The sequence below is a fragment of the Bradyrhizobium sp. 2S1 genome (assembly GCF_011516625.5).
Taxonomy (GTDB): Bacteria; Pseudomonadota; Alphaproteobacteria; order Rhizobiales; family Xanthobacteraceae; genus Bradyrhizobium; species Bradyrhizobium septentrionale.
In genome coordinates, this window is record NZ_CP147717.1 from 2689122 (window position 1) to 2713486 (window position 24365).

Below are 24365 nucleotides of genomic sequence, written 5' to 3' on the forward strand. Positions count from 1 at the left end.
TCTCCGAACCGTACGTGACGCTCTCACGTCATACGGCTCTCAACAAGTAACGAGGCAGAACTCAACATCGCCCAATGAGCGAACAGCTTCGGCCTGCGGCAGCGGATCAATCTGAGCCAGGTGGAGGCTCTGACTTTTCCATTCTTCAGCCCTTTGTATTTGCGTCGCGCCCAGCGGTTAAGAGATTCGTCGACATATCGATACAGGTTGTGCATTTCTGACCGCCCATATCTGCCGTAGTACTGCCTCCATCCACGAAGGACGGGGTTCAGTTCCAAGGCAATTGCGTCGACTTCCGTCTGCGAGCGAAGCCTGAGGCGGAGCTGCCGGATCGTCATACGCATAGACGTCATCGCCGCCCTGCTGACCGCTGGCGAGAACGTACAGAAGTTTTCTTTCTTCTGATGGTTTCTTGCCCTGCGCGGTCGAAAGGTAAATCCCAGAAAGTCAAATGACTGACTGGCATGGCTACCCGGGCGATTGCTGTCTTTGCAGTAGACGATCTTGGTCTTGTCGGGATGCATTTCGAGTTCGCATTCCTTAAACCTTGCTTGCAGCGCCGCCTTGATGGCTTCCGCTTCAGCCTTGGTTCGGCAATGAACGAGCCCGTCGTCCGCGTATCGACACCACGGCGACTGCGGGAAGTTCCGCGCCATCCATGTATCGAACGCATAATGCAAGAACAAATTGGCAAGGACGGGACTGATCACGCCGCCTTGGGGTGTGCCCCGGTCGCGAGCGGTGATCGCTCCGTCTCTGTCTTGCATCGGCGCTGTTAGCCAGCGTTCGATGTAGAGCAGAGCCCATTCGTCTTGCACATGCTTCCTGACGGCCTTCATAAGCAACTTGTGGCTGATATTGTCGAACAGGCCTTTGATGTCGAACTCCAGCACCCAGTCCATCCTCCAGCACCGTTGCCGGGTGACGCCGACGGCGTCCAGCGCGGATTTTCCGGGCCGGTAGCCGTAGGAATCGGGAAGGAAGATTTCCTCGAGTGCTTGTTCAATCTGCAGCTTGACGACCGTTTGCGCCACGCGATCTGCTACTGTCGGCACACCTAGAATGCGTTGCCCGCCGTTCTTCTTGGGAATGGAGACAGCCCGAACGGCAGGTGGAAAGTAGCTGCCAGAAGACATTCGATTCCAGACCTTGTAAAGGTTGCCCTTCAAGTCCTTCTCAAAAGCTTCGAGCGACACCTTATCCACGCCGGCCGAGCCCGCATTGGCTTTGACCAATCGGTAGGCCTTCATCACTGTCTGCTTGTCGATATCGTACTGCTTACGTCCGGTTACACTCACATGTCCTCCTGCTCATCACAGTTGCATATGGGAGCAACCCACTTGTTTCGGCCCCTTCGCTCCAGTCCCATTACAGCACCTTCATCACTACTACGAGCCGATCCGCCCCAGTGTTGTGCTTCGGTACTCTCGTCTCGCGGTGTGCGCCGCTTGAACTTCTCCCTTGGCATCACAACGACTGGTTCCTGCAGTTCTCTACAAGAGCCTGTATCCAGATCGCGTCCCCTAAACGCCGGTCGCCATCCGCGCAGTAATCCAGGCGCCTCACGGATTGATCTCAGGGATGGCACGCGCCCCTGATTTTGGCGACGCCTTAGTAATTTTCGACGCGTCATCGGAAGATTCGCTTTCGCTCGCCTTCTGGATACTTACCTGCCCCGTACACCCGGGACTTTTGCAACACTTGCTCATGACCGCGCCTTTTAAGCGAAGCCACAGTGTCGTGGTTTTGCATCTGCGCCTGAAACGCCGATGCAGGAGGGCCATCCTCCATCTCTCATAAAGCTGTACGCATTAAATTCGGTTATTCACCTCCTTCATGCTCTGCAGCACACCGTGCCAAATGACCTTCAATAGATCACCGCGTTTGCCCCGGAAGCAGAAAAGACCGCCGCCCATGGCGTCGCGCTTGAGCACTTCCTGCACGCGCAGAGCCAGGCTCGGAAAGCCGCACCGCATGTCGGTATGGCCCGTCGCCAGCCACACCCGCACGCCCATCGGGATCGGGATCATCGGCGCGCCAGGCCCCGAGCAATTCGAACGACCGCCTCGATATCCGCACCGGGGCCGAAGACCACGCGCAGCCCCTGAGGGCTCACGATTTCGATCTGACCTGTCTCGACAGCTTCCGTCGTTGGCGGCGTACTTGCCGCAACTATCGCAGGGACGAATGTCGGGCCGATCGAATCCTCTTCGGCCGGATCATGACAGGTCCAAGCCTTGCGCCAGCTCAGCAGAAGCTGACGTGATATCCCATACCGGCGAGCCGTCGCCGACACCAGTCGTGGCCCCGAGAAGCTCTCCTCTACGATTCTGAGCTTCTCCGCACGCGTCCAGCGTCGCCGCCGACCGGTCTCCACCAAATCCATGCGGCTCAGCACCGCACTGTCCTTATGTACGTCCATAAGGACAGTCAGCTACAGATCGGAAAAACTCGCAAGACGGCCGCCCTCGGACGGATACCATACATCTTCACGACACTGAGATAATGTTTGAAGCCGCCGTGCATTCCTTTTTCGAGCCGCCAGTGCCCGGCAGCGATCTGCACTTCGCTATCGAGTGGCTCTCTATGGACGCAGGTTACAACGAGGTCCGCCTAGTTACAGCAATGACTGCACTGGAAAACCTTCTCGAAGCCAACCTTGACGAGACCGACGCGTTCATTGTTCCAAAGCGCGAATTCAAGAAAACGCAAAAAGTATTGAAGAATGTCATTCGCGCTTGTGTCGCCGGTTCGCCGATTGCGGACGAGGTCACAAAGGAGCTGAACCCGAACCTTGAGCAGCTCAATCGGCGTTCTTTTTTACACAAATTGAAGAGGCTCGCCGTGCACTGGAACGTTCCGTTGGACGGGATTTCAGACGATATGCTGCGCGCCGCTAAAAGCGCGCGAGACCACATCGTGCATCGCGGGAAGTATTATGAAGGGGCAGAAGACGAACCGTTGGAGTTATGGGAGCACGTTGCGGTCATCAGAGAGGTGGCAGCGCGCTTCTTGATGGTCGCCATAGGATATAAGGGGCGCTATCAGACCTATATCGGCACGCCCCGAGATGCGATGTTTCCGCCAACGGCCAGATCGTGATCCGAAACCCCCGTCCGACGTTTGGGGGAGATGATCCCCGATCCCGCCCAAAAGAGCTGTCTTAAAAAACGGGACCGGAGACCATGCCCTTGTCCGTCCCCCGCCCCGGAAAGGTTTCGGGGTGCGGACGATGCGGCCGATCATGCTCTATACCCGGGCCGCACATTGGTTAGAGCGAGCCGGGACCGGGGTCACGTTCGCTCAATTGGATCGGGCGGCCCTCAGTGGCCCGCCCGTTGCGCGCGATAGACACGGTTGAATTCCTGCAGCCGCCCGGTGCCTTTGAGCGAATCCATGAATGCGTCGAGTTTCTGGACCGCGTCCTGCGCGCGCGAGATCGCTATATCGTGCGGCGTCAGCGTCTCGTGCCAATGGGCCGCCGCCCGTTCAAGCGCGGTTAGGCCGTCGCCGCACCGGGCCGCTCGCCTGCCTCTTTGCGAGCCTGCCGCGACACGGCGATGGCGTTTCCCTCCCGCACCCCACATGCACCGAGACGGCGCGCGGGTCGATCTTGGTGCCAACGCGGAACGAACAGATGCCGGTCATGCCCGCCGGCGCGTCAAACTAGCGTCATGTTCCGATCGCCGGAGCCGTCTGCACCCACGATCCGCATAGCTTAGCGCCGTTCCCTGCCCCCAACCTCTTGATAATTTGCGTGCGCTCCGCAGCTGCTGAATCAATGCGCGATCCCCTGGCGCCGCAAGCCCGCTCACTTCCTCCGCTACTGGTCCGGTCCTGTCGATCGAAACGCCGGCTTCAAGACCGTTTTGGTGTCGCTTGCGATCACCACAACGGCCGGCTGAAACTCGCCGATCTTCCGGATTGGGACTGGTCCGATATCTCGGCGCACCTCAAGTGCACCGCGTGCGGCAAGGTTGGTTGGGTCGATACCCGGCTAGACTGGGGCGAAGTGATCAATTTCGCCAAAGGCGTCTCTGGCTGACTGCCGAACGTCGGCTCTGCTGGCCTTGCTGCGTTTGCTCACCGGCGCTAACGCTGGTCTTGGGGTTGGCCGAGAGGATGCACGATGAGCAAGGCGCGCGAGTTTATCGATTTCTGGATCGAGAATAGCGTTCACGCTGTCGAGCAATATCGCTAACGGCGCGTCGCAGGATGTGGCTGAGCTGAGCCGGCGCCTCATCGATGCTACCAAGGAACAAGGTATCCCGAAGCGGACCTGCAGGCTGAGATCGGCGATATCTCCGACTACATCGCAAGCCAGCTAAAGGCGGCGAATAGAGCTGAGAGCGAACGGCGTAAGCCTACCTAGGCGCTTGTGGCAAGGCCAAGGCCGCCAACCGAGGCGACTCTGGGTTGCGAGCTTACTGCAACGTCTTTTCTATCTCGAAGGTGAACTTGAGCTGCATCACAGGGCCCTTGTCGTCTCGGACCTCTATCGCCAGGCGGTGGTTGTGTCCAGGCAGAGACTGATACACGGCGTCACGTACCATATCCGCCACCGACTTAGCAGCCTCCATTTGCGCGGCCTGCATGCTGTTGAGTTCCAGGCCCTCCTCATCGGGGGCCAACTCCTCACCGTCGCGCAGATCAAAATAATAGCGCGTCATGGTTCGCCTCACTGCGTTACTTGTCAAAGCAGGCAGGCAGAACAGGTTCCTGACGCGGGGCTTAATGCCTTTTGGGGGCTGGAACCGTCTCTATCGCTATCATGTCAGCATCCCGAAGTGTCACGCGCCGCCCGGTTGCAGCGGCGATCTTTCGAGCCACCATCCTCGCGGTTTCATCGTCGGCAAGGTCGAGAGCGAACAGTTCCCGGGGCTTAATGTCGGGACTTACAACGTCTCCGATGATGGGACGCTGGTTCGTCCGCTTCACTTCGAACTCTGCGAGCCGGCGGAGGAAAGCCATTCGTCTACATGTGAGGCGGTTTCCATCTGCCGGGCCTTTTCGAGCGCCGCCTCCTTGGCCGCGCCAACAGGCAGTTCGTTGGCCATCGCCCGCAGGCGCTGTCCTTCGTCACACAGACGTTCTTGAAGGGATTGGTCTTGTTTGAAACGCCGCCGCTTGATGACCATGGGGCGCTCCTTTCCTGTTCGAGGAAGGCGGGAGCGCTAACGGGGCGGTCTCATCACCGATAAAAGCCACTGATCCGGGCGGTGATAAAGGCTAACGCACGCCCCTTGGCTGCAGTTCCAAAGGAACTTCGTTCATGGCTACGTCTCCCCGCCGCGGTGTCGCGAGTTGGATGAGATCGATCTCTCGGACGTTCGGGATGGCTAGTCATTTGGTCTGTTGTCTGTGGTGATTGCTGACACGTCGCACCGTTCGCAGAACAGATCGATGCTAGCGAGATTGCTAGGCTGATTCACGACTTTAAAGCCACGTGGAAGCTGCTCCACCATGGTTGTCTGGCTCGGCTCATCAAGTTCGGCTAAGTTGGCGACGCCGGTAAGCCCACAACGCGGGCACTTTAAATAAGCCTTGAAATGGTCCCTCGCGGTCATCCCGCCAAATATGCGGTTCGAGGCATAGCTTTTCCAGCCCGGACCCGCCATCGCCCCATGCCGCGATTGCTATCGTTAAGCTACCCCAGCAACCATAGGGGCCTGTGCATTGAGGGAGGCTGGCTGCTGGGGCCTTCTACCGGCCCTTGGTGCAATGTGGGCCAATGCCGATTTACTGCCCATACATTGCGATGCCGATGACAACGAGTGGGCTCAGCCCCAACAATACGATGCAGATGCTTCCAAGGAGACTGTCACTGCCCATGACACAACCTCCACGCCGCAGTTGAAATTTGATCTGCCAAAACAAAATCGTGATCGATTAAAAAACCGGCCTCAGAGCGGTACACGCCGTTTGGCGAAGCCGAAAGTCCTCTCATCCGAGCATTAGCCACGCCACGCTGGCGATCAGGGCGACAAACGACACCGCCGCTGTGCCTCTCTGATAAATAGTGTACGTGTCCCTGAGGCGGCCTACCGCGAAGCGCCGACTGGTAGACGTCCTCAAGCACGCACATTTCGGCAATATATTAGCAGCCATTCGTCAGCTCTCCAGCTTAAAGAAATTGGTGCGCCATGCCGACCAAGCGCCAACCGAATTAAGGGGGCGCGGCATGAATTGTGCTGATGATTAGCTGCTGGGAATTTCAATGTCCCGGTTCGGGAACAAACGGTCATCAGGTGTGTATTTTTGAGACCGGTAACCGCTCATTTTGGGAGGTATCGTTGCATTACACAGCGCTCCAACAAAACAGGTTCCTCGTTCGGAGAGGAAGCGGTGACGACTGGATGGTTTATGATCGGGAACTCAAGGGGCCAGCGCAGCCAAAGAAAAATGGCCCATTCGCCGAGAAGCTAACCAAGGACCAGGCCCAACAACTGATGCAGATGCTGACTGACGACCTGACCGGCGCCATGAAGGCGGTATAGTCATATTGGATACCGGTCCGCAGCAAAATCTGAAACGGACCGCGAACAGATGACGGCTGTGTTACCTACTAAGGTCTATGAACAGAGTTGGGCACAGCGAACGAGGCGCGGCAAAAAAGCGGCGCTCCGGTGGGTTAAAACTTAGCCGGCTCAAATTCGACATTGGCTACTGGGCCTTAAGCGCGAGCCACCCCGGCAGCCGTCGCGGAACGATCGGCGAACAGCTCAAATGCCGGCGCACTTGAACGCCTATCACGCTGAGCAGGACGATGTTCGAGGCGATCGAATAGCGGTCGGTACGCGTGATGGTTCTTTTAATCTTGACGCTCCTCAGGACCGCTCTGCCCTTTTGGCACCACATCCCTATCCCTCTCGGTTGTGCGCGGGCGTGGCGTAGACTTCGGCATACCGGCCTGACCGCCGTGCTTTCCGCCCTGATCTTGGACGCCCTCCGCGTCATTTTCTTTAGGCATCACGCTCTCCTCGGTAAGGGCAATGGGTTCATCGCGTTCATCGGGTCTCAATTTTTCCGGCCCGTTCCCGTTATAGTCTCTTAAATGAGCTTGCCCGCAGTAGACCCTCCGAAGTGACGTCTCGGTACTCGACGTCGTCATAGAACTTCGGCTCAACCCAGGTTGCCTTGGGCTTCTTGACCGGCTTGGTGAGCTTCGACGTCGGAGTGATCACGGTATTAAGCTGCTTGCGGATTTGGGCTGAGGTGGTCCGGCTCCAGCAAAGGCAGATCGTCAATGACAAATGCGGGGACCTGTCTGCAGCAGGTGATCTTCTCAATGGGAAGAGGCGTCTTTGGTTGCACTATGGTTGGGTTGAGCCTCAGTGCGTCCCTCCGGTACCCTTCGGTCGGTCCGGCACCTCGCCTGTAGCAATTCCTACGCGCCTGGCCGCCGGCAAAGCTGAAGGAAATGGTTCTCTTCGGCTTCGTCCAGAATCAGCTTCGGAATTCGACCCCGGGTTTCAGGGGATTCAAAGACCATTGGAGTCCGGAAACAGTTTGCGGATCTCATGACGTCGACATCGGTCCATCGAGGAATTCAATGAGCGGCGTGAGATCACTCACCGGTTCGGACATCGACCAGGTGGCCGAGCTGCACAACAGGGTGTTCTTCCCGTCGCGACCAATGACGCCGCAGCTGCGGCAGCGGTATCGCCAGCTCGAGACGGTCTTCCTGAACAATCAGGCGCGCCTGCCGGGTTACGATCCACTGGTATACGAGCACGAAGGAAGTGTCGTCGGCTTCATCGGCGTTGCGGGACGTCGATTCACGCTTCTCGGGCAAACCTACACCGGAACGCTGCATTCCAACTTCGTCGTTCATCCCGCGCACCGCGGGCGCGGAGTGGGCGGCGCACTGTTTCGGGCTTATCTGGAGTTGCCGCGGGACTTCGCGTTCGTGGACGAAGTCGGCGAGCGCAACCGGCCGTTGCATGAACGCCTGGGGATGACGGTCAGCATGGCGCAGAGCGTTCGTTGGATATTGCCGCTGCGACCGGTGCGTCGCCTTGCTTCACTTGTTACAGACCGGATGCCAAAGGTTCTGCGCCCGGTGTGTCTGCTGCCTGCCGACGCCATGGATGCCATGCTTCGCCACGTCCCGCGAAGTCCATACAGGTTCGGTGTGCCGGATCTGCAGGTCACACCCATGTCCGGTGCCGGGCTTGCATCACTGATTGCAGGTTTCCCGGGTGAGGATTTGCTGCGTCCGGATGCGACCGATGGTTCAATCGAGTGGCTGGTCGAGCGCGCCAGGTCGATGCAGGAGCACGGGCAACTCGTGCTGAGCACTCTGCATGCCAAGGGCGCTGTCGTCGGTTGGTACATGTACTACGCGAACAAGGGTGGAGGACGGAGCGAGGTCCTGCAGTTAGTTGCTGATCCCGAGTGGGCTGCTCCTGTTTTCGACAGCCTCGCTCATGACGCATGGTCCCGGGGAGCCACAAGTCTGTGCGGCGTGCTGCATCCGTCGTTGCTTGCTCCGCTTGCCACGCGGCGCGCCGTGTTTGAACCGTGGGTGCGCTGGATGCTGGTGCGAACCCAGCACCCCGCCATCCTCGAAGCATTCACGCGGGGGCAATCGCTGCTCTCGCGGCTCGATGGTGAGTGGTGTCACCACGCCTGCGATTAGAATGGATATGTACATGAATCCACGCCCCCGCAATTCGCGATGATGCATCGACTGCTGAAGGGGTTGTTGGCCACCGAACCATTGCTACACAGGGCGCGCCGCAGATCATTCCCCGTGCGCAAAGCGCCATGCGCGCACCAGGCGCTGCACACGCCAGTGCAGGGATGTCGCAAGCACGCTGTCGCGTCCCGCCAGCGCCAGATGCAGCGCGCGATCATCTAACGCGCTTTTGCGCTCATGCGCATAAAACGCCGCCACATCAGAGGTGGCAATGCTGCCGGCAGCCATCCAGCGCGGCACGAACTCATTGCATAGCACGTCCACATCGGTGAGCACCTTGCTCAGGCCCATGCCGGTAGACGGGCAGACACTTTGATAAGCGTCGCCGATCAATACCATGTCGGCGCGCGCGCACTGCTGCATGCGATACAGATCGATCTTGAACGGTTCAATCTTACCTTGCGCAGCATAGCTTCCAATAAGCTGATCCAGGCCGGGGAGCAAGCGCGGCAGGGCGGTAGCGGGCTCGCGCAGCAATTCCTTGGTGGTGGCGTCCTTGGCGGGCCAGTAAGCATAAATATTGGCACGCATCGCATTACCCATGCGGAATAGGGTGACGTAACCGACTTTGTCGGCCAGGGTGCCCGTGTAGTAGGTGACTGCATCGAAAGGGAAGGCCTGGCCGTCGGTGCGCTCCAGCATAAAGCCGAAGGCCATCGACAGCTCTTCTTTGACCATGCGTTTTTCGATGCCTAACTGTTCCGGCAGCCGGCCGCTCATGCCGGTGGCAAGGATCAACAGCCGGCCAACGCAGACGCTGCCGTCAGCCAGTTCGACCCGGGGGCGACTCTCACCGGACGTAATTTTTTTTACCCGTCCCAGCCGGAATTCGACTTGCTCCGGGAACTGCGCCCGTACCTGGTTGACGATGTCGCAGTAGGAAATGCCGAACTGCTCAATCTGCCGCCGCCGCAGCGTGCGGCCGGCACGGGCATGGATGATCTCGCTGATGATGCGGGTCTTTTGCTTGACCTTATCGAGCAAGCCCAGCGACTGCAGCAGCGCGGCCTGGTCCGGCTCGATTTTTTCGGCGCGGAACAGCGGCGGGAATTCGGCGTAAGGATCGATCACGGTGACCGACAGGCCGCGCCGCGCCAGCACGGTGGCTGCAGCCGAGCCGGCCAGGCCGGCACCAACAATCAGGACATCACGCTTAACGAGGGCTTGCTCTGCGCTCATGCACCCCCCCAACGCCCGACCGCCTGTGGCGCCCGCGAGCCTCGTGCGCCGCGCAAGCGCCGCAAGCGGTCACCGGCGGCCGGCGTTGCGAGGCGTTTAGTAGACCGACAGGGCTGCGATGGCGTGCAAGGATCCTTATGACCTTGAGGGCGAAATACGGGGTTTGGCTTACAAGAAAAAGAAACTGCTGTTCCGAGATGGGAACAAGCTCAACGTCGGTGATCGCCATAGCGGTCGCGCTCCGTGGCTCGCTGTCAATTAATGCTATTTCACCAAAAATATTGTCAGCTGTAAGATCGGCCATCGTTCTTTTGCCGACTTGAATGCGCACGTAACCGCTCTTGATAACGAAAAGCTCGTCAGCCTGTCCTCGTTCCACGCGCCCACAATGCCAATGGGACCCTTGGCCGGTGTTCATGGGGCTCCCGGCTTCAAAAACTTCGGGCTAAAGCCATGAGCCTATGCCCGACTTTGCTGAGCGGAGTGTGCATCTGAAAACAGTGCCATTGGACCCCACGCTGCAGGGGCGACGTAGCACCTATGTGCCTCTGCGGAGGCCGCTGGGTGTTGCCCGTCTGGCTCCCTAGGGCCATTGCAGCCAGTTTTTAGAGGAGGCCCGCGACGATTAGTCCCACGAGCACGCCATTTCGGAAAGGGCCTTTCACGTAAGCATCCTCAGGCGGTTCAAATGATTGTGGGCTGACGATAGCAAGATGGAAAACGAGAAGGCATGCCGTAAGGATTACGGCGTCGGGCAACAGCCGCCCGATCTCCTCCCCTGAGGTGTCGACCTGGACGTAAGTGACATACTCAACTCCCGGGAAGCTGCGTATATCCCGAAGAGCGACTGCCTCCAAAACGTCTTATCCGCAGCTTCGAGCCAGCCAAGCCCCCGCCTGCTGGAAGAAAACCCGTATCGGTCGGGTTGGCGGCCCCCGGGTTGGGCCCGTTTCGTTTAAGTCGCAACCAACGCGGCCAAGAAGAACTGTTCGCCCGGCCTGCCAATGTCAGTTTGCTTTTAGCTGGCCGGCTTCAGTCCTGGAGACGTTAGCCACTCGGTCAAATGGGCGGCTGTTTCGTCCTGCCGCGCCTTCCTCAGCAATGCCTCCCGCTCTTCACATGGGGGAAGCCCTTTTGCTAGTTGCCGTAGTTCTTGAGCTTCGTGGGCAAGGCGTTCTCCGAGGGACATAGTCTGCTTGAAACGTCGTCGCTATCCGTTCAAGCGGAGCCACCTCGTGGCGCTGCGGACGACTAAAATCTCGGCCATGCACCCGCCGGCGACATGGTGGCCAGCGGAGCGGTGAAATTGTGATTCCAGGGCCTTCATGCGGGCGCGATGCCTCCTTAGGTCAAGTCGAAGAAGCAGAACCCGCCGTTGAGAAAGCTGGACCACAAACCTATGACCGATACCACCGCCGAAACGGCGCGGCTCATGAAGGTAGCTGAGGCTATCGTCCGCGAACTGGATCGTCAGGGCGTTGCAGATGCCGTGGCCGACCTAGGCTTTGACGTGATGGAGATGTCCAGGGTGGTGATCCGCGCGGCGGATGGGGATGTGATCCCGTTTCGAAGGCCGCAAAACTGATCGCTTTGTCGAGCGCGGAGCCTACCGTTTTGTCGAGGGTGTCGTTCCCAACGACTTCTTGATTGCTGACCCGAGCCGACCCTCAACTCGCTTCCGGTTATTGCCGACCTTTTTTATGGCCTTCTTCACCGTCGCTGCCGACTTCCCGGTTTTACTCGCTTCGTAGCGCACCTCGTAATCTTGTCCTCCGGCGACGCGGGCTCGGTCCTGCTTACGCCCGCGGGCGGTCTTCATTGCTTTCTTTGCCATTGAGGTCTCCCAGTTCCAACGGAGGCCAAACGCAAGTACGATCCCGCGGGTTCCTCGCAAGTTACTGCGCCGGGAACGAATCGTGCTGCGGTCGCTTGAATCCCGGTTCTGCTGCGTGGAGTTGTTTATGCGTAAATCGAATTGGACGCCTTCGATTGTCCCGACTGATGACCAAACGGTTTACCTCGCAGACGACTTCGGCCGGATAGGTCGCGCCTGGCGGGAGGCGGATCTCGAGACTGCGGACCTCGAGACGGTCATTCAGGACCTGAGGGCCGGCGAGTATGCAAACCCTATCAGGGTGGCCGCCTTCAACACGTCGGAGCGGAGGTCTGAGGACGTATCGGAGGACGTCGCATGCGAGATCCAGCGACGCTGTAACCTGCAGCTGACCGAGGTGCCCGCACATCTGCAGGATTTCATTGATCGCCATGTGGGCCGGGACCAGAAGCAGCTTGTACTCCGACTGGTCGAGGCATGCCCTTCCAACGCAAAAAGCCGGAGCAAATCGGGACCAAGGCGCTTTTTCCCGGCTTCATTGCGCCGGCCCTGGCGTCGCCAATCGAGAAGGTGCCGAGCGGCACGCGCTGGCACCATGAGATCAAGTTCGATGGTTATCGCGTTCAGGTCCATCTCGCCAATGAGGAGGTGAAGATCTACACCCGCCGGGGCAACGACTGGACCAAACGCTTCAAGAAGATCGCCGACGACGCTTGGCATATCTCGGCTGCCTCTGCGATCGTCGACGGCGAGGTCGTCGTGCCGTCGGTGGACGGCACCACAGACTTCTCCGTGCTGCAAAACGAGCTGCGGGGCAAATCAACAAAGATCGTCATGGTCGCCTTCGATCTACTGTATCTCAACGGTCGCGACCTGCGGAAGCTGCCGCTGAAGGAACGCAAGGCAGTGCTTAAGAAGCTGGTTGCCGGGACTGCCATCCAGTTCAGCGAGAGCTTCGAAGTCGACGGCGCCGAGATGTTCGCTCATGCCTGCAAGCTGGGCTATGAGGGCGTTGTTTCGAAGGTCGCCGACAGCATTTACCCGACGGGTACGCGCAGCCGCGATTGGGTTAAGAAGACCTGCGCCCAGCGCGAGACGCTGACGATCGCGGGCTTTGTGCTGGATGGCGACAAATGGGACGGCATCTATGTTGGCCGCCGCAAGGGCGATGATCTGATCTATGCCGGCAAGGTGGATCATGGTTTTGACAAGGCGTCGGCCGCCGACCTGCGCAAGCGTCTGACACCGCTAATCCGGAAAACACAGCCCTACACCAAGCGCATTGCGCATAAGGCCATCTGGGTCGAGCCAGCGGTCCTGGCGGAGATCGAGTACCGCGCCAAATCGGCCGAGGGTAAGGTGCGGCATCCGTTCTTCAGAGGGGTGCGAGAGGACACGACGTTACGGCTTTCCCGAATTTCGTCCACAAAGTTTCGGAGTTGCTGCGGCGCGCTAATACCTTTGCCCCACGTCGCGCCTGAAAAAAGCAGTCGACGGCGCAGGCATAACCTATTTGAAGCATGGTCTTTCGGCACAATCTGTATGACGCAAACGGGCTAAGCCCGGACCGATACTTCTCTGGAATTCTGTTACGCTGATCCGAGCCTGTTCTCCTCCATTCGCTGCCAGGTCTGCAGCAGACTCGCGCCTGCCAATCTTAGGGTCGATTTTGACTCATCTGCCGCATGCCCTGCGTTGACCTTACGCCGGCCGCGCACAGTTGGAGGTCAGACTGGCCTCGGGACCATTCGTGGTCGCTGGCGGAAAGCGCCCTGCGTCTGCGAGGCCGCGTGGAGAAGAGATTTGCCTGGAGGCGAGTATTTGACGCCCGAGGTGCCAAGTCGGCTCTACGCGGCCTCCTAGCCCATAATGAATGCCTCGGAGCCAGTGGATGTCGTTGCGCTTAACTGAACCGGTCGAAACTTGCCGGCGCCCTTCGTGTGGCGGCGGACAGAATCATCGCCCCTAAGCTGCCCGTCGCGGACCCTCCTGCCAGGTTGATTGTGCAAACCGGCTGTTCAGCCACGAAACACCGTGCAATCTCCGGCGACCGTGAAGTCGTGGAATGCAGGCGTCCAAGGAACCCGCGAACATGTCAGCCGTCTTGGATTCGGAGAGTCACCCGGTTTCCTTTAGGCAAACTTGAACATGCTTGCATCGAGCTGTGCCGGCGCGACCCCGATCAGCCAAACCGCACTGCCGGCCGCGTCGGTAATGATCGTGGTGTTGATCCCGGCAACGTAGGTCTCTGCGGCCTGAACATCGGCGAACGAATGCAGCGATGTACCCGCGAAGTTGACGAAGTCATTTACTCCGCCCGTATTGAAGTCCTGGACGACCATGACCTCCTGGCTGGTGTCGCTGATGTTGAATGTATCAGCACCACCGCCACCCCAGGCATAGTCAACGCCGCCGCCGCCGCTGATGTTGTCGGCCCCGGTGCCCATCAGGAACACGTCGACGCCGCTTCCGCCAGTCACCGTATCGCCGCCGTTGGAGCCGTAGACATAGTTCTGGCCAGAACCGCCGTAGATGACGTTGCCATCTGTCTCACCGGAGGAGATGAAGATGTTGAGGCCCGAGCCGCCGACCATGGTGTCGACGCCGGTGCCGCCATAGAAATAGTTGGTGCCGGCACCACCATACAGAACGTCGTTCCCGGCTTCCCCATACATCACATTAACGTCGGAGGAAGCCATGCCTCCCGAGCCGACGAGAGTGTCCGAGCCATCGCCGCCGAACAGGTAATTGAAACCCGACCCGCCGTAGATCAAATCGTTGCCGCCTTCTCCAAGAAGAACGTCCAGACCCGCATCGCCTATCAGGATATCGTTTCCAGCACCTGCATAGAAATAGTCATTGCCGTCGCCACCGTACCCAACATCATCGCCCGCACCACCAACGATGACGTGGTTGCCCGCGAAGCCGTAAACTGTGTCGCTTCCAGAGCTACCATAGATCGAGTCATTTCCGGCCAGGTTAACTTGAATAGCCGCAATATCATCGGACAAACTGGGTGTTTGGAAAGCTTGATAAAGCGCTGGAGCAGATGTGGAGATATTTGTAAGAAGCCACGTGGGGACCCAACTTGATCCATTCCATTGCGCTTCAAGGTAACCGGTGACAGTCCCTGCAGTGATGTTGCCACTTATATCGAGAGCGAAGCCGGATCCGCCGAACACAGAAGCATACTGAGCGCCATTGTACTGCCAGTCCACTTCAACGTAGTTCGGGACGCTAGTATTGTCGAAAAAAGAGGCATAAGCGTTTTGCGTTACGCGATAGAAATTTAGGGTGCTCATATCGAGCGATGTGTAGGCAGTAATTGTAGCCATTCTCGTTACTTTCTAAAAGGAACCGGGACTGCCTGCATTCCTTATCTACGATAAGTTGTAAATAGGCACTTCGACATGCTTTATGGAAAACGCCCGTCGAATGAGTGAGCCGGCCCCGCGTGTTTTTTGTTGTTGGACTAGCCCGTCCTATTCGTGAGAGTGCTTTTTTTAGTCCGATTGATGTGGCCGCACATCTGCTCTGACGAGGCGCGCGGGATTGCCTTCGGCTTTTCACCGCCTGACCGACCCGTACTTTGCAACGCGCTTGAGGTGTAGGTTGGGCGAACGGGGGGCGGACGCCCCGCCGGTCAAGGACCGAGAGGCAGCAGCGCGCCTGGCAAGCCGCGGATCAGGTCGGCTTCGGGACATGCCGCGGCAAACGCAAGGCGAATGCGGCTCGTGGTCTCGACGACACGGGCAGCGAGTTTCAAGAGACGAAGACGCAGCGTCGCGAACTCGGCTGTGGCCAATTCCCGGGCTTTGGGAATCGCGTCGCGCACGGTCAGCATCAGCCAATAAGCGGCGGTGTGGAGAACGAGGCGGACTTGATTGGCGAGCGCCGAACGGCAGCTGGTGCGATCGGAGGCGAGCTGTGTCTTATGCAGCTTGATCAGATTCTCGGCTTGGCCGCGCGCGCAATACAGGCTGTCGTAGATCCACTCGGCCGAGCCGACATCGAGGCTGGTGACGACGAAACGGATGTCGAGGCCGAGCATCGTCGCCTCAATACGGGCGACGGTACGCCGTTCGCGATCCCAGGACTTGGCCTTGTGGCGCGTCTCGGTATAGCCACGCAGAACCGGCAGGTTCTCGATGGCGCGTCGCGTGCGGATGTCGTCGGCGGCCTCGTCGAGTTTTCTGGCGAGCGGCTTGGTGCCGGACAGACCGAAGATGTAGTCGATGCCGTTGGTCTCGCACCACGCCATTGCCTCCGGCCGGGCATAGTGCCCGTCGCCACGGAACGTAATTCGCGTGTTGTGCCACCGCGTCCGGATATGCCGTATCAGGCGGCGCAGATGGGCACGCACCTCGACGCCGCCCGGCGTCTTGCCGGGCCGCAACACGACCGCCACGGGCCGGCTCTTCTCCGTGTCGTAGACGTGGATCGGCAGGAAGCAGCGTTCGTCATAATGAGCGTTGAACAGCGAGAGCTGCTGATGGCCGTGGACGACATCGCAGGTATCATCGATGTCGAGCGTGACGGATGCCGGCTCGCGCGGGTAGCTATCCATCCATGCGTCGACCAAAGTGTAGGTCAGTCGGATCACGTCGCGCAGGCGCGGAGCATTCTCCAGCCGCGACAGCGTCGGTTGGGAACACAGATCGCGACCCGTGTCCGGCAGCCGTCCGCAGGCCAGCTTGAATGCGGGATCGGACCGCAGATGATCGAGGTCGTCGGCGTCCTCGTAGCCGCAGCAGATCGCGAACATGCGCGCGCGGAACATATCGACAAGGCTGTGCACGACCCGCGTCGGATCGCGCCGATCCGGGAACACCCGGGCCAAATTGTCGGCCAAGCCGAGACGCCGCTCGGCCATCGCCAGAAGCATCACGCCCCCGTTCGAGGTCAGCCGACCGCCATCGAAGGCAGCTGTGACTTTCTTGGCGTGAACGGCTGGAAACGAGAAGGGCAGAATCGTATCATCGGTCATGGCGGGCCTGGCGTTCGCGGTTGAGGTGATGGGGTTGGCTTTGCAACCGAATCCTACGCCGCATCAGCGCTTTACACCACGCTCGCCAGCCTCTCAGGCGCACTCTGACGAATAAGACGGGCTAGCTACGGCCAACCTTCGTCATCGTTGATGAACACCTCTGCGATCCAGGGTTCCTCGAACCGGTGGCCGACGCCGCCGGTGTAGGGCTGGCACCGGAAGAGCCAGTGGCCTGATGGTCCTTCAGACGAGTTCGGAGGCTCGTCATTGCAGACCTCCAAACTCTCCATTGGCGCCCATATCGTCCATTGGCGCCCCGTTTTGGGAAGGGACGTCTATGGCGCCAATGGGCGCCAATGGCGTCGCAGACAGGGCCAAGACGAACCGCGAGCCGGGACCAAACCCCTCCCGTGAGGACGTCACGCCCAGAGCATCGCGGGCATCCCGAAATACCTTGCTCTTGTTCAGTCGCCTGTCGTCCTCCAGCAAAGCGGCAGCTCGCGCCTGGCGTTCAACCTCCAGGACGTCCACGGCACCGGCGGACAAGACGTCCTGGAGGAACCGCATGACATCTTCTTTGCCACTACCCGACTGCCCCTTTTTGGACCCGCGGTTCTCGGATGCTGTCAAAGCCTCGTCGATCGACTCGCTGACGTGGTCGCCTTCGAACATGACGTTGGATGACATCACGTCGTTCCTGACCAGACGTTGCTCGAGCCGGAATGCGAGCCCCTTGCACTTCTTGCCGAGGTTATTCTTGGCTTCCAGCAGGAACCGCCGCCCATCATCTTCGGGATCCTCGATCACGGCGAATGCAGCGCGCGCCGCGGCCACGAATGCGATCGAGCCGACGAACCGGTTCAATGCACTCTGATTGCCGGCGCCACCGCCTTTGTTGAGGTGCGTCACGGCGACAACGGCGATTCGGAGACGGTTGGTCATGTCTGCCAGCGGCTCCAGAAGTGCACGTGTTTCTGAGTTTCCATTGCAGTCGCTGCCACCCATGTACGCTGAGATTGGGTCAACGATGATGAGCTTGACCGTACCGATCCTCTTGGCCATTTCCTCCAATAGATCGACATCCGTCTTCAAGCTGAATGTCTTTCTGCCCGTGCCATCCGGCTTGGTCGCTGCCGACACGATGTGAACGCGCTCGCGGTCGGCCCCCGCAGCTATGAGGCGCGGGATGATGGTATCCTGCACGCCATCCTCGGCAGACATGAAGATGACATCGCCCGGAAGCGTCGAGCCCTCACCGCACGGCCAGCGGCCACCGTTCGAGACAGTAGCGGATATGAAAGCAGTCCACTGGCTCTTCCCTAGCCCGGGCGGACCGCCAAGCAACACAAGCTTCCCTTCCGGGATGCGGCCCGGCCAAACCCAGACAAGCTTCTCTGGCTCTAATTCGCTCGCGCGATGTGCGATCAACCGTCGCTTCGGTGGTGCCTTAGCCGACAGGTCGATCGGCGGAACATCGATCTTGGCCACGGCATTCGAGATGATCTGCTGGATCTCCTCCTGAGATTTGCCAAAAAAGCTGTGAGCGACCGCAATTTCTTGCAGACGATCAGCGATGATGGCTTTCGGCAGCCATCGATCGGTCGCGGCAGCGCTCAGCGCCGTGGCTGCGGCTTCAAAGGCCGCAAGCTTTCCATCGTTGGACGCTAACGCAACGTCACGTTTACATTCGCGGATGATGCCGGCCGCGCGCTCGCCGTACTGGCGAGCATCGGCCTTTTCCGAGGTCAGGTTCGGTCCCCGGCTTGCCGTGAGTACTTCGGCGCGCCTGGCGACTTCGGCGGGTGTGAGCGGTGATCGAGACTGAAAGGTCATTGCTGGCCGTTCTCCCTCGACACAACGGTCACGACCGTTTCGAGCCGATAGCGACCGTGCATTCCGGGAAATGCCCCCGAATGCGGTTCGCTCGTGGTCGAGATATTTAAGCCGGCCTTCCTCAGCACGTAGATGTAGTGGGATCCACGCGGGGCGGGGTTGTCTAGCAGAGTGATCCCCTTGGACCCCGCGTCGATCAACCTACGCAACATCCACGCTTGTCGTCCCGTGAAGGTCTGGTGCGCCCCGTCCGACTTGGAGATGGTCAGCCTGCTCATTGCTCCACCCTCGGTCCGATGCCGGCGAGGTTTGCGATCAAGTCGGCAACCGCCGGACGGACGTGGTACCGACGCGCGAGGAAGCTGCCGGCCCGAGTGTTCGGCCGCGCGGCTGCGATGCGCCATGCGAACAATGGCAGATCGAAAACCGATTGTGTTTTGAAACGTCGTTTGATACGGGTCTTCAACTTTAGAACTCCTAGAGTGCCCGGTGCGCACGACCTGATCCTGCTAGAGAGGATCGTGCCAGCCGGGTTTCGTTTAAGGGATGGAGTTAAGCTACGCGCTGAACTTCGGACGTCGATCGGATCAGGGGACCGATCTTGGCCTGCGCCCACGCATCCAGTCCGGAGACAGGATATAGCGGGAAGCGTCCAGCCAGTCGAAAGGGTGGGCCTTCCGAACTTACGCAGGCCAGTTTCGCGAGCGTCTTGGGAGAGCAGGGAACGTTGTACGTGTCTGTCACGTACTTCGCCGCCTCGTTGCGCCGAAGGTGGCGCTCATGGGGAGATGTTTCAGCGGTGTCCATTTTAGTCTCGCATCATCACGGTTCAATCTCCGTAGGTGCGAAGTAAATGGAGCATCTAGAAATCGGCCGTAAAGATACGCGGCTACGATTGCTGCCGATTTCCTCCTGCCGATTATCCCGCCGATTTCAGCGGTCCTTCTCGCCCCGTTTTCGACCACCGAGCTTCCTGATCAGCTCTCTCACTCGGTCACGACCCACCCCAATCTTCGCCATGTGGGCGACTGCGTCAGCATACTTCGGGATTTGTCCATTAGGCTGGCTCGCACGCCATTGCAGAAATGCGGGTTCAATCTGAGACTCGGCGATCCGCTGTCGATGCTTCTTCGCTTGGTTCGTGGACGCCTCCAAGGCCACTGGCGCCGATTGAACGGCCTGCTGAAGGGGTATCTCTCGAACGGGGTCAAAGAGCGGTCCTTCCCTCGCAATCGGCGGCCACAAGTCGAGCACCTCTTTGCTGGAAACAGTCACTTTCTCAAATTTGAGCTGATCCTTGAATCCATTGCCGACCGCGTCGAAAGGCCAGCCGCGACCCGGATCAAACGAGTGGATATCCTGCCAGTCGGTGCATGCGATCGGCTCGCGTTTGCCCGATGCCATTATACCGGTCGCATTAAGCTTGGCTGAGAGGAGCTTTTTCCAGAGATCATCACGAGCCGCAGGCCCTCTAACAAGAACCGCCGATTGATCTAGTGCGTCGTCTTCCGTTGAAAGCAGGAGGTCGTGCAGCGATCTCAGCTTCGATGGTGGTCGGGCGCCGCTTTCGTCGCGGTTCAGATCCCTAAGCTGAAAGTCATGCAAATCCCATTGGGATTGAACAGCTGTCAATCGGCCTGCAAATTTGACCCCTCATCGGCGTCCAATTTTGACCCCTTCGTGCGGCGGGCTTTGCTGGTAGCGCTCGTCTCGTCGGAGCTGGCCGGGATAGCGGAGGCGAGACGAGCGCGGGTGGCGTGATCGTCGTCTCGGCTCTTGAACCGCCAGCTATCGTTGCCGGTCTCGACAATGTCGCAGTGATGGGTCAATCGGTCGAGCAGCGCTGTGGTCATTTTGGCGTCGCCGAACACGCTCGGCCATTCGCCGAAGGCGAGATTGGTCGTCACGATGACGGAGGCGCGCTCATAGAGCCGGCTGACGAGGTGGAAGAGGAGCTGGCCACCGGACTGGGCGAAGGGCAAATAGCCGAGTTCATCCAGCACGATGAAGTCCATCCGGGTCAGATGCTCGGCGAGCCGTCCTTGCCGTCCGTTGCGGGTCTCGGTCTCGAGGCGATTGACGAGGTCGACTACGTTGAAGAAGCGGCCGCGGGCACCGGATCGGATGCAGCTTCTGGCGATGGCAATGGCCAGGTGGGTCTTGCCTGTGCCGGTGCCGCCAACCAGCACGACATTGCGTTGCTGGGCGATGAAGCCGCCGCTGGCGAGATCATTGACGAGAGTCTGATTGATCGGCGTGCCGTCGAACTGGAAGTCGGCGATGTCCTTGGCAAGCGGCAGCTTGGCAATGGTCAGCTGGTATTTGATCGAGCGGGCCTGCTTCTCGTTGATCTCGGCGTTAAGCAGGTCGCCGACAATGCGCTGAGGTTCGTGCTGGCGCTTGACGGCAGTTGCCATGATCTCGTCGAAGGCAGCCTTCATGCCGTAGAGCTTGAGCTCGCCCATGAGGTCGAAGATTTGGGTTCGTTCCATCAGATGGTCCTCCGGAGGTTGTCGTAGCGGGCACAATCGGCGATCGGTGCATGACGGAGCGTCAGTGCGGCCGGCGTCATGATGTTGGCCGGTGGGGCGGGTTCACGTTGACGGGCCAGGATGTTGAGCACGACATCGGCGGAATGGACGCCATGACCGAGCGCTTCGGCACAGGCCGCTTCCACCGCGGACAGACCGTCAGTCAGCACCGCGGTGAGGATGTCGACCATCTGCCGATTGCCATCGTCGGTGCTGGCAAGCTTGCGCCGGATCCGCTCGATCGCGGCCGGCAGCACCCAGTCTTTGAAGGGAGCGCCGTTGCGCAAGGCACCGGGTTTGCGAGCCAGCACCGGCACATAGTGCCAGGGATCATAGGTCGTCTCGCCGCGGCCAAAGGATCGCGGGTGCTCGGCAACGATGCGTCCATCCTGACGGATCACGATGCGGTCGGCATAAGCCTGGACTTCGACCGGCCGTCCGACTGCGCTGGCTGCGACCGAGTACTTGTTGTTGTCGAAGCGCACCAGGCAGGTCTTCGAGACCGATGCCGTCACCGCATGGAAGCCGTCGAAGCGGCCGGCATAGGGAACGAGCTTGGGACGCTCGGCTTCGAACACTTCCCAGATCGTCTGATCGACCAGCTCCGGGTGGCGATGAGCCTTGGCGTAGGCGATGCATTTGTCGAGCAGCCAGGCGTTTAACTCGTCGAGGTTTTTGAACCGCAGCCGCGGCGTGAAGAAGCGCTCCCGGACCAGCCCGACCTGGTTCTCGACCTGCCCCTTCTCCCAGCCCGACGCCGGCGTGCAGGCGACCGGATCGACCAGATAGTGGCTGCACATCTGCAGGAAGCGGCGATTGTAGAGACGCCCTTTACCGACGAAGATCGTCTCTACGGCGGTCTTCATGTTGTCGTAGATGCCGCGGGTGCAGGTGCCTTTGAACAGAGCGAACGCCCGGTCGTGGGCGTCGAACACCATCTCCTGCGTCTCCCGCGGATAGGCCCGCACGAACAGCATGCGGCTGTGACAGAGCCGGACATGGGCGGCCTTCACCATCACCGTGGTCCCGCTCAGCAAGACCACCTCGTGGCTCCAGTCGAACTGGTAGGCTTCGCCTGGGGCAAAGCTCAGCGGGACATAAGCCGCCGCGGTCGATTGCCCGCGTTCTTTGCTCCACCGCCTGGCGTAACGCCGCACGGCATCGTAACCGCCGTCGTAGCCGCGGCCGCGCAGCTCTTCGAAGATCCGGATCAACGTCAGCTGTTCACGAGCCGATTTGGCCGCGTTCGCCGCCAGCAATCCGTCAAGCTCTACTGCCCATCGTCCCAGCTTTGGCCGCGGCTGCACCTGCCGCTCGTACTCGAAGGAGGTCTCTCCCGACCTCAGCACCTTCCGGACCGTGTTCCGCGACACCTTCAGGTCACGGGCGATCTCCTTGATCGTCTTGCCCTTGATGAAGTGCTCGCGCCGGATCCGGGCAATTGTCTCCACGATCAGCATCCCCCACCACCTGCTTCGTTCCAAAGCAGGCAGCGCAACAGATCAATCTGTAGGGGGTCAATTTTGGACGCCGATCCCCCGGCTTAGGGGGTCAATATTGCAGGCCGAATGACAAACAGCCTCGGGCGTCCGCCAGATGATCCAGGAGAGAGTCATTGGTAACGTCCAATAGACGAGTTCAAGAGGGTCGAACTGTGTCGCGTCGGGTATCTTCCCTTCCTTCGACATTCGCACTCCGCTGGCGCATCCGCATCGTGGTCGACGCGGCAGGCTGGTGCGGACCAGCTTTTCGGGAGCTACCCTAGCCGCGCCGGTTCTTCGATCGCTTTGCCTTTGACAGCTTGGTGACGTTGTCGCGTGGCTTGACGTCGCCCATTGCCGCAGCAAGCCGGCTACCGATGTGCTCTGCCGCCTTCTTGACCGGATCGTTATCGAGGTGAGCATAACGTTGGGTCGTCGCCACCTGCGTGTGACCAAGTAACTTTCCGATGATAGGCAAGCCAAGGCCAACGCCAACTCCGACGGACGCATGCGTGTGCCGTAGATCGTGGATCCTCACGCCGTTGAGATCGGCCCGCGTAGAGATGGCTTTCCAAGGTTTCTTTAGGTCTGATCGAGGCTTCTCATCATCGGCGCCCGCAGAAGTGCCGGCAATGACATAGCCGCCGACACGCGGAAGGGAATTGAGGATGGCAAGGGCTGGCGCGTTTAGAACGATTGTTTTCTTGCCGGTCTTGCTGGTTGGGAGAAGGAGCAAGCCTCGCTCGAAGTCTACTTCTTCCCATTTTAGGTGCAGGATTTCGCGCAGCCTGGCGCCCGTGAATATCAAGAGGCGGATTGCTGCCGCAGCATGCGGGCCAATCACAGTTCGGCGGTTGTCTTCTTTGGGAGCGTGCTTCGCGCTTCGCTTTGTCTCATCAATGGTATAAGGCAGCCCGATCGTTTCTGCTTCCCGGATTGCCTCACCAATAGAAGCCAGCTCTTGAGACGTCAGATAGCGCTCGCGGCCCTCCTCGGGAAAGAACTCGATGCCACGGCAGGGGTTAAAGCCGAGCGGGACAATGTGGGCCTTCGCCGCGAACGTGTAGAGGCTGCTGAGAACCCGCAGCATCCGGTTGGCTTGATAGGGGCTGTGAGCGAGTTTTGAGTGCAGCCGCTGCACCTCAGCCGTGGTCACCTTCTCTGCTTTCCGTTTGCCGAGTTCGGGGATCACCAACCGCTCAAGCAGGTCCCGATAGGATGCCGCCGAAGAGGCGGCTCGCTTCGCCTTAACGTGTTCCTTCAGAAATTGTTCTGCCGTTTCGGCGAGGGTGGAAGCACGCTTTTCTGCCGCGCGCTGAGCTGCTGGGTCCGCACCATTGGCTACGGCGCCGAGCGTCTTTCTGGCAAGCGTCCGGGCTTCCTCGGGGGTGATCTTCCCGACCTGGGACAACGTGAGGCGTCGAGTAGGAGCCCCACGGCCAGCGCCAGCCCGGTATTTGACGACGTATGACTTCGCGCCGGTCGCCTGGACGCGGACGCCGAATCCGGCCAGAGAGCTGTCCCAGACAAAATACTCGGTGTCTTGGGGCTCGAGCCCCTTAATCAGTCGCTGGGTGATTTGACCTGTCGCCACGGGCCGCCTTCTAGGAACCACGTAACCACCGAGGAACCACGAATCGGCAAATCGAGGTAACGTTGAGTAACCACCGTAGACAAACAAACCACTGTTACAAGGCGGTTTCTCGCCGATTGGAAATTGCGAGAAATCTCAATAAGTTATGGACCGCATAATTCGTAATGACGGGGTCGGGGGTTCGAGTCCCTCTTGCGGCACCACCGCTCAAATACCTTCCGCGCA

General features: G+C 59.5%; 21 protein-coding genes and 2 pseudogenes. 5 read left to right on the top strand and 18 right to left on the bottom strand.

Going from position 1 to position 24365, the window contains the following annotated elements; translation table 11 throughout:
- Positions 1-23: 23 nt before the first annotated feature.
- From ltrA to tnpA, 3 genes are all read right to left on the bottom strand, one after another.
- Positions 24-1250 (bottom strand): group II intron reverse transcriptase/maturase, encoded by a 1227-nt coding sequence (ltrA, locus tag HAP54_RS12725; protein WP_166306448.1) that lies wholly within the window; start codon positions 1248-1250, stop codon positions 24-26.
- Between the two features lie 561 nt (positions 1251-1811).
- A complete protein-coding gene (gene tnpB, locus HAP54_RS12730) occupies positions 1812-2030 on the bottom strand; it encodes an IS66 family insertion sequence element accessory protein TnpB (RefSeq protein WP_166293648.1) in 219 nt (72 codons plus the stop codon).
- Complete coding sequence (gene tnpA / locus HAP54_RS12735; protein ID WP_166204038.1) at positions 2027-2422, bottom strand: IS66-like element accessory protein TnpA; 396 nt, start codon at positions 2420-2422, stop codon at positions 2027-2029. The genes tnpB and tnpA overlap by 4 nt, the downstream gene beginning before the upstream one ends.
- An 83-nt stretch (positions 2423-2505) precedes the next feature.
- On the opposite strand from tnpA, the gene HAP54_RS12740 reads away from it, so the two are divergent.
- Positions 2506-3102, top strand: a complete 597-nt coding sequence (locus HAP54_RS12740) for a hypothetical protein (protein WP_166300395.1) — start codon at positions 2506-2508, stop codon at positions 3100-3102.
- Between the two features lie 1322 nt (positions 3103-4424).
- Here the strand turns inward: HAP54_RS12740 and HAP54_RS12745 are convergent.
- Positions 4425-4670 (bottom strand): DUF6894 family protein, encoded by a 246-nt coding sequence (locus HAP54_RS12745; RefSeq protein WP_166300397.1) that lies wholly within the window; start codon positions 4668-4670, stop codon positions 4425-4427.
- 264 nt (positions 4671-4934) lie between these two features.
- Positions 4935-5138: a hypothetical protein gene (locus HAP54_RS12750; RefSeq protein ID WP_166300399.1), complete on the bottom strand. Its 204-nt coding sequence runs from the start codon at positions 5136-5138 to the stop codon at positions 4935-4937.
- Positions 5139-6293: 1155 nt separating this feature from the next.
- On the opposite strand from HAP54_RS12750, the gene HAP54_RS12755 reads away from it, so the two are divergent.
- Positions 6294-6497 (top strand): hypothetical protein, encoded by a 204-nt coding sequence (locus tag HAP54_RS12755; RefSeq protein ID WP_210292686.1) that lies wholly within the window; start codon positions 6294-6296, stop codon positions 6495-6497.
- A 543-nt stretch (positions 6498-7040) separates the two neighbouring features.
- On the opposite strand, the gene HAP54_RS52470 is transcribed toward HAP54_RS12755, so the two are convergent.
- On the bottom strand, positions 7041-7184 hold the full coding sequence (locus tag HAP54_RS52470; RefSeq protein ID WP_248114505.1) for a hypothetical protein: 144 nt from the start codon (positions 7182-7184) through the stop codon (positions 7041-7043).
- Positions 7185-7552: 368 nt separating this feature from the next.
- On the opposite strand from HAP54_RS52470, the gene HAP54_RS12765 reads away from it, so the two are divergent.
- On the top strand, positions 7553-8641 hold the full coding sequence (locus HAP54_RS12765; RefSeq protein ID WP_166300402.1) for a GNAT family N-acetyltransferase: 1089 nt from the start codon (positions 7553-7555) through the stop codon (positions 8639-8641).
- A 105-nt stretch (positions 8642-8746) separates the two neighbouring features.
- On the opposite strand, the gene HAP54_RS12770 is transcribed toward HAP54_RS12765, so the two are convergent.
- Both HAP54_RS12770 and HAP54_RS12775 read right to left on the bottom strand, forming a co-directional pair.
- Positions 8747-9880: an FAD-dependent oxidoreductase gene (locus HAP54_RS12770; RefSeq protein ID WP_166300404.1), complete on the bottom strand. Its 1134-nt coding sequence runs from the start codon at positions 9878-9880 to the stop codon at positions 8747-8749.
- Positions 9855-10298, bottom strand: coding sequence for a cyclic nucleotide-binding domain-containing protein (locus HAP54_RS12775; protein ID WP_224741277.1), 444 nt, complete (start codon positions 10296-10298; stop codon positions 9855-9857). The genes HAP54_RS12770 and HAP54_RS12775 overlap by 26 nt, the downstream gene beginning before the upstream one ends.
- A 981-nt stretch (positions 10299-11279) precedes the next feature.
- Between HAP54_RS12775 and HAP54_RS12780 the strand changes: the two genes are divergently transcribed.
- A complete protein-coding gene (locus HAP54_RS12780) occupies positions 11280-11465 on the top strand; it encodes a hypothetical protein (protein WP_166300405.1) in 186 nt (61 codons plus the stop codon).
- A 21-nt stretch (positions 11466-11486) separates the two neighbouring features.
- On the opposite strand, the gene HAP54_RS12785 is transcribed toward HAP54_RS12780, so the two are convergent.
- Positions 11487-11714, bottom strand: a complete 228-nt coding sequence (locus HAP54_RS12785; RefSeq protein ID WP_166300407.1) for a DUF3606 domain-containing protein — start codon at positions 11712-11714, stop codon at positions 11487-11489.
- Positions 11715-12191: 477 nt separating this feature from the next.
- Between HAP54_RS12785 and ligD the strand changes: the two are divergent.
- Positions 12192-13109 (top strand): annotated as a pseudogene (ligD, locus tag HAP54_RS12790) (non-homologous end-joining DNA ligase); the annotation flags it as partial.
- Between the two features lie 737 nt (positions 13110-13846).
- Here ligD and HAP54_RS12795 read toward each other — a convergent pair.
- The 9 genes and pseudogenes from HAP54_RS12795 to HAP54_RS12835 form a co-directional block, all read right to left on the bottom strand.
- Entirely contained in the window at positions 13847-15049 is a 1203-nt protein-coding gene (locus HAP54_RS12795; protein WP_166300410.1) for a calcium-binding protein, read from the bottom strand.
- Between the two features lie 308 nt (positions 15050-15357).
- A complete protein-coding gene (locus HAP54_RS12800; protein ID WP_166204320.1) occupies positions 15358-16701 on the bottom strand; it encodes an IS1380-like element ISBdi2 family transposase in 1344 nt (447 codons plus the stop codon).
- A 264-nt stretch (positions 16702-16965) separates the two neighbouring features.
- The gene (locus HAP54_RS12805) at positions 16966-18534 is read right to left on the bottom strand and encodes an AAA family ATPase (protein WP_166300412.1); all 1569 of its coding nucleotides are present in this window, start codon (positions 18532-18534) and stop codon (positions 16966-16968) included.
- Entirely contained in the window at positions 18531-18812 is a 282-nt protein-coding gene (locus HAP54_RS12810; protein WP_176422252.1) for a winged helix domain-containing protein, read from the bottom strand. The genes HAP54_RS12805 and HAP54_RS12810 overlap by 4 nt, the downstream gene beginning before the upstream one ends.
- A complete protein-coding gene (locus HAP54_RS12815; protein ID WP_166300413.1) occupies positions 18809-19000 on the bottom strand; it encodes a hypothetical protein in 192 nt (63 codons plus the stop codon). Before HAP54_RS12815 ends, HAP54_RS12810 begins: the two co-directional genes overlap by 4 nt.
- A 467-nt stretch (positions 19001-19467) precedes the next feature.
- Positions 19468-20166, bottom strand: coding sequence for a hypothetical protein (locus HAP54_RS12820; protein ID WP_166300415.1), 699 nt, complete (start codon positions 20164-20166; stop codon positions 19468-19470).
- Positions 20163-21026 (bottom strand): IS21-like element helper ATPase IstB, encoded by an 864-nt coding sequence (gene istB, locus HAP54_RS12825; RefSeq protein WP_166294386.1) that lies wholly within the window; start codon positions 21024-21026, stop codon positions 20163-20165. Before istB ends, HAP54_RS12820 begins: the two co-directional genes overlap by 4 nt.
- Positions 21027-21034: 8 nt before the next feature.
- Positions 21035-22525: pseudogene (gene istA, locus HAP54_RS12830) on the bottom strand (IS21 family transposase); the annotation flags it as partial.
- A 301-nt stretch (positions 22526-22826) separates the two neighbouring features.
- Positions 22827-24140, bottom strand: a complete 1314-nt coding sequence (locus HAP54_RS12835; protein WP_166300417.1) for a site-specific integrase — start codon at positions 24138-24140, stop codon at positions 22827-22829.
- Positions 24141-24365 lie beyond the last annotated feature (225 nt).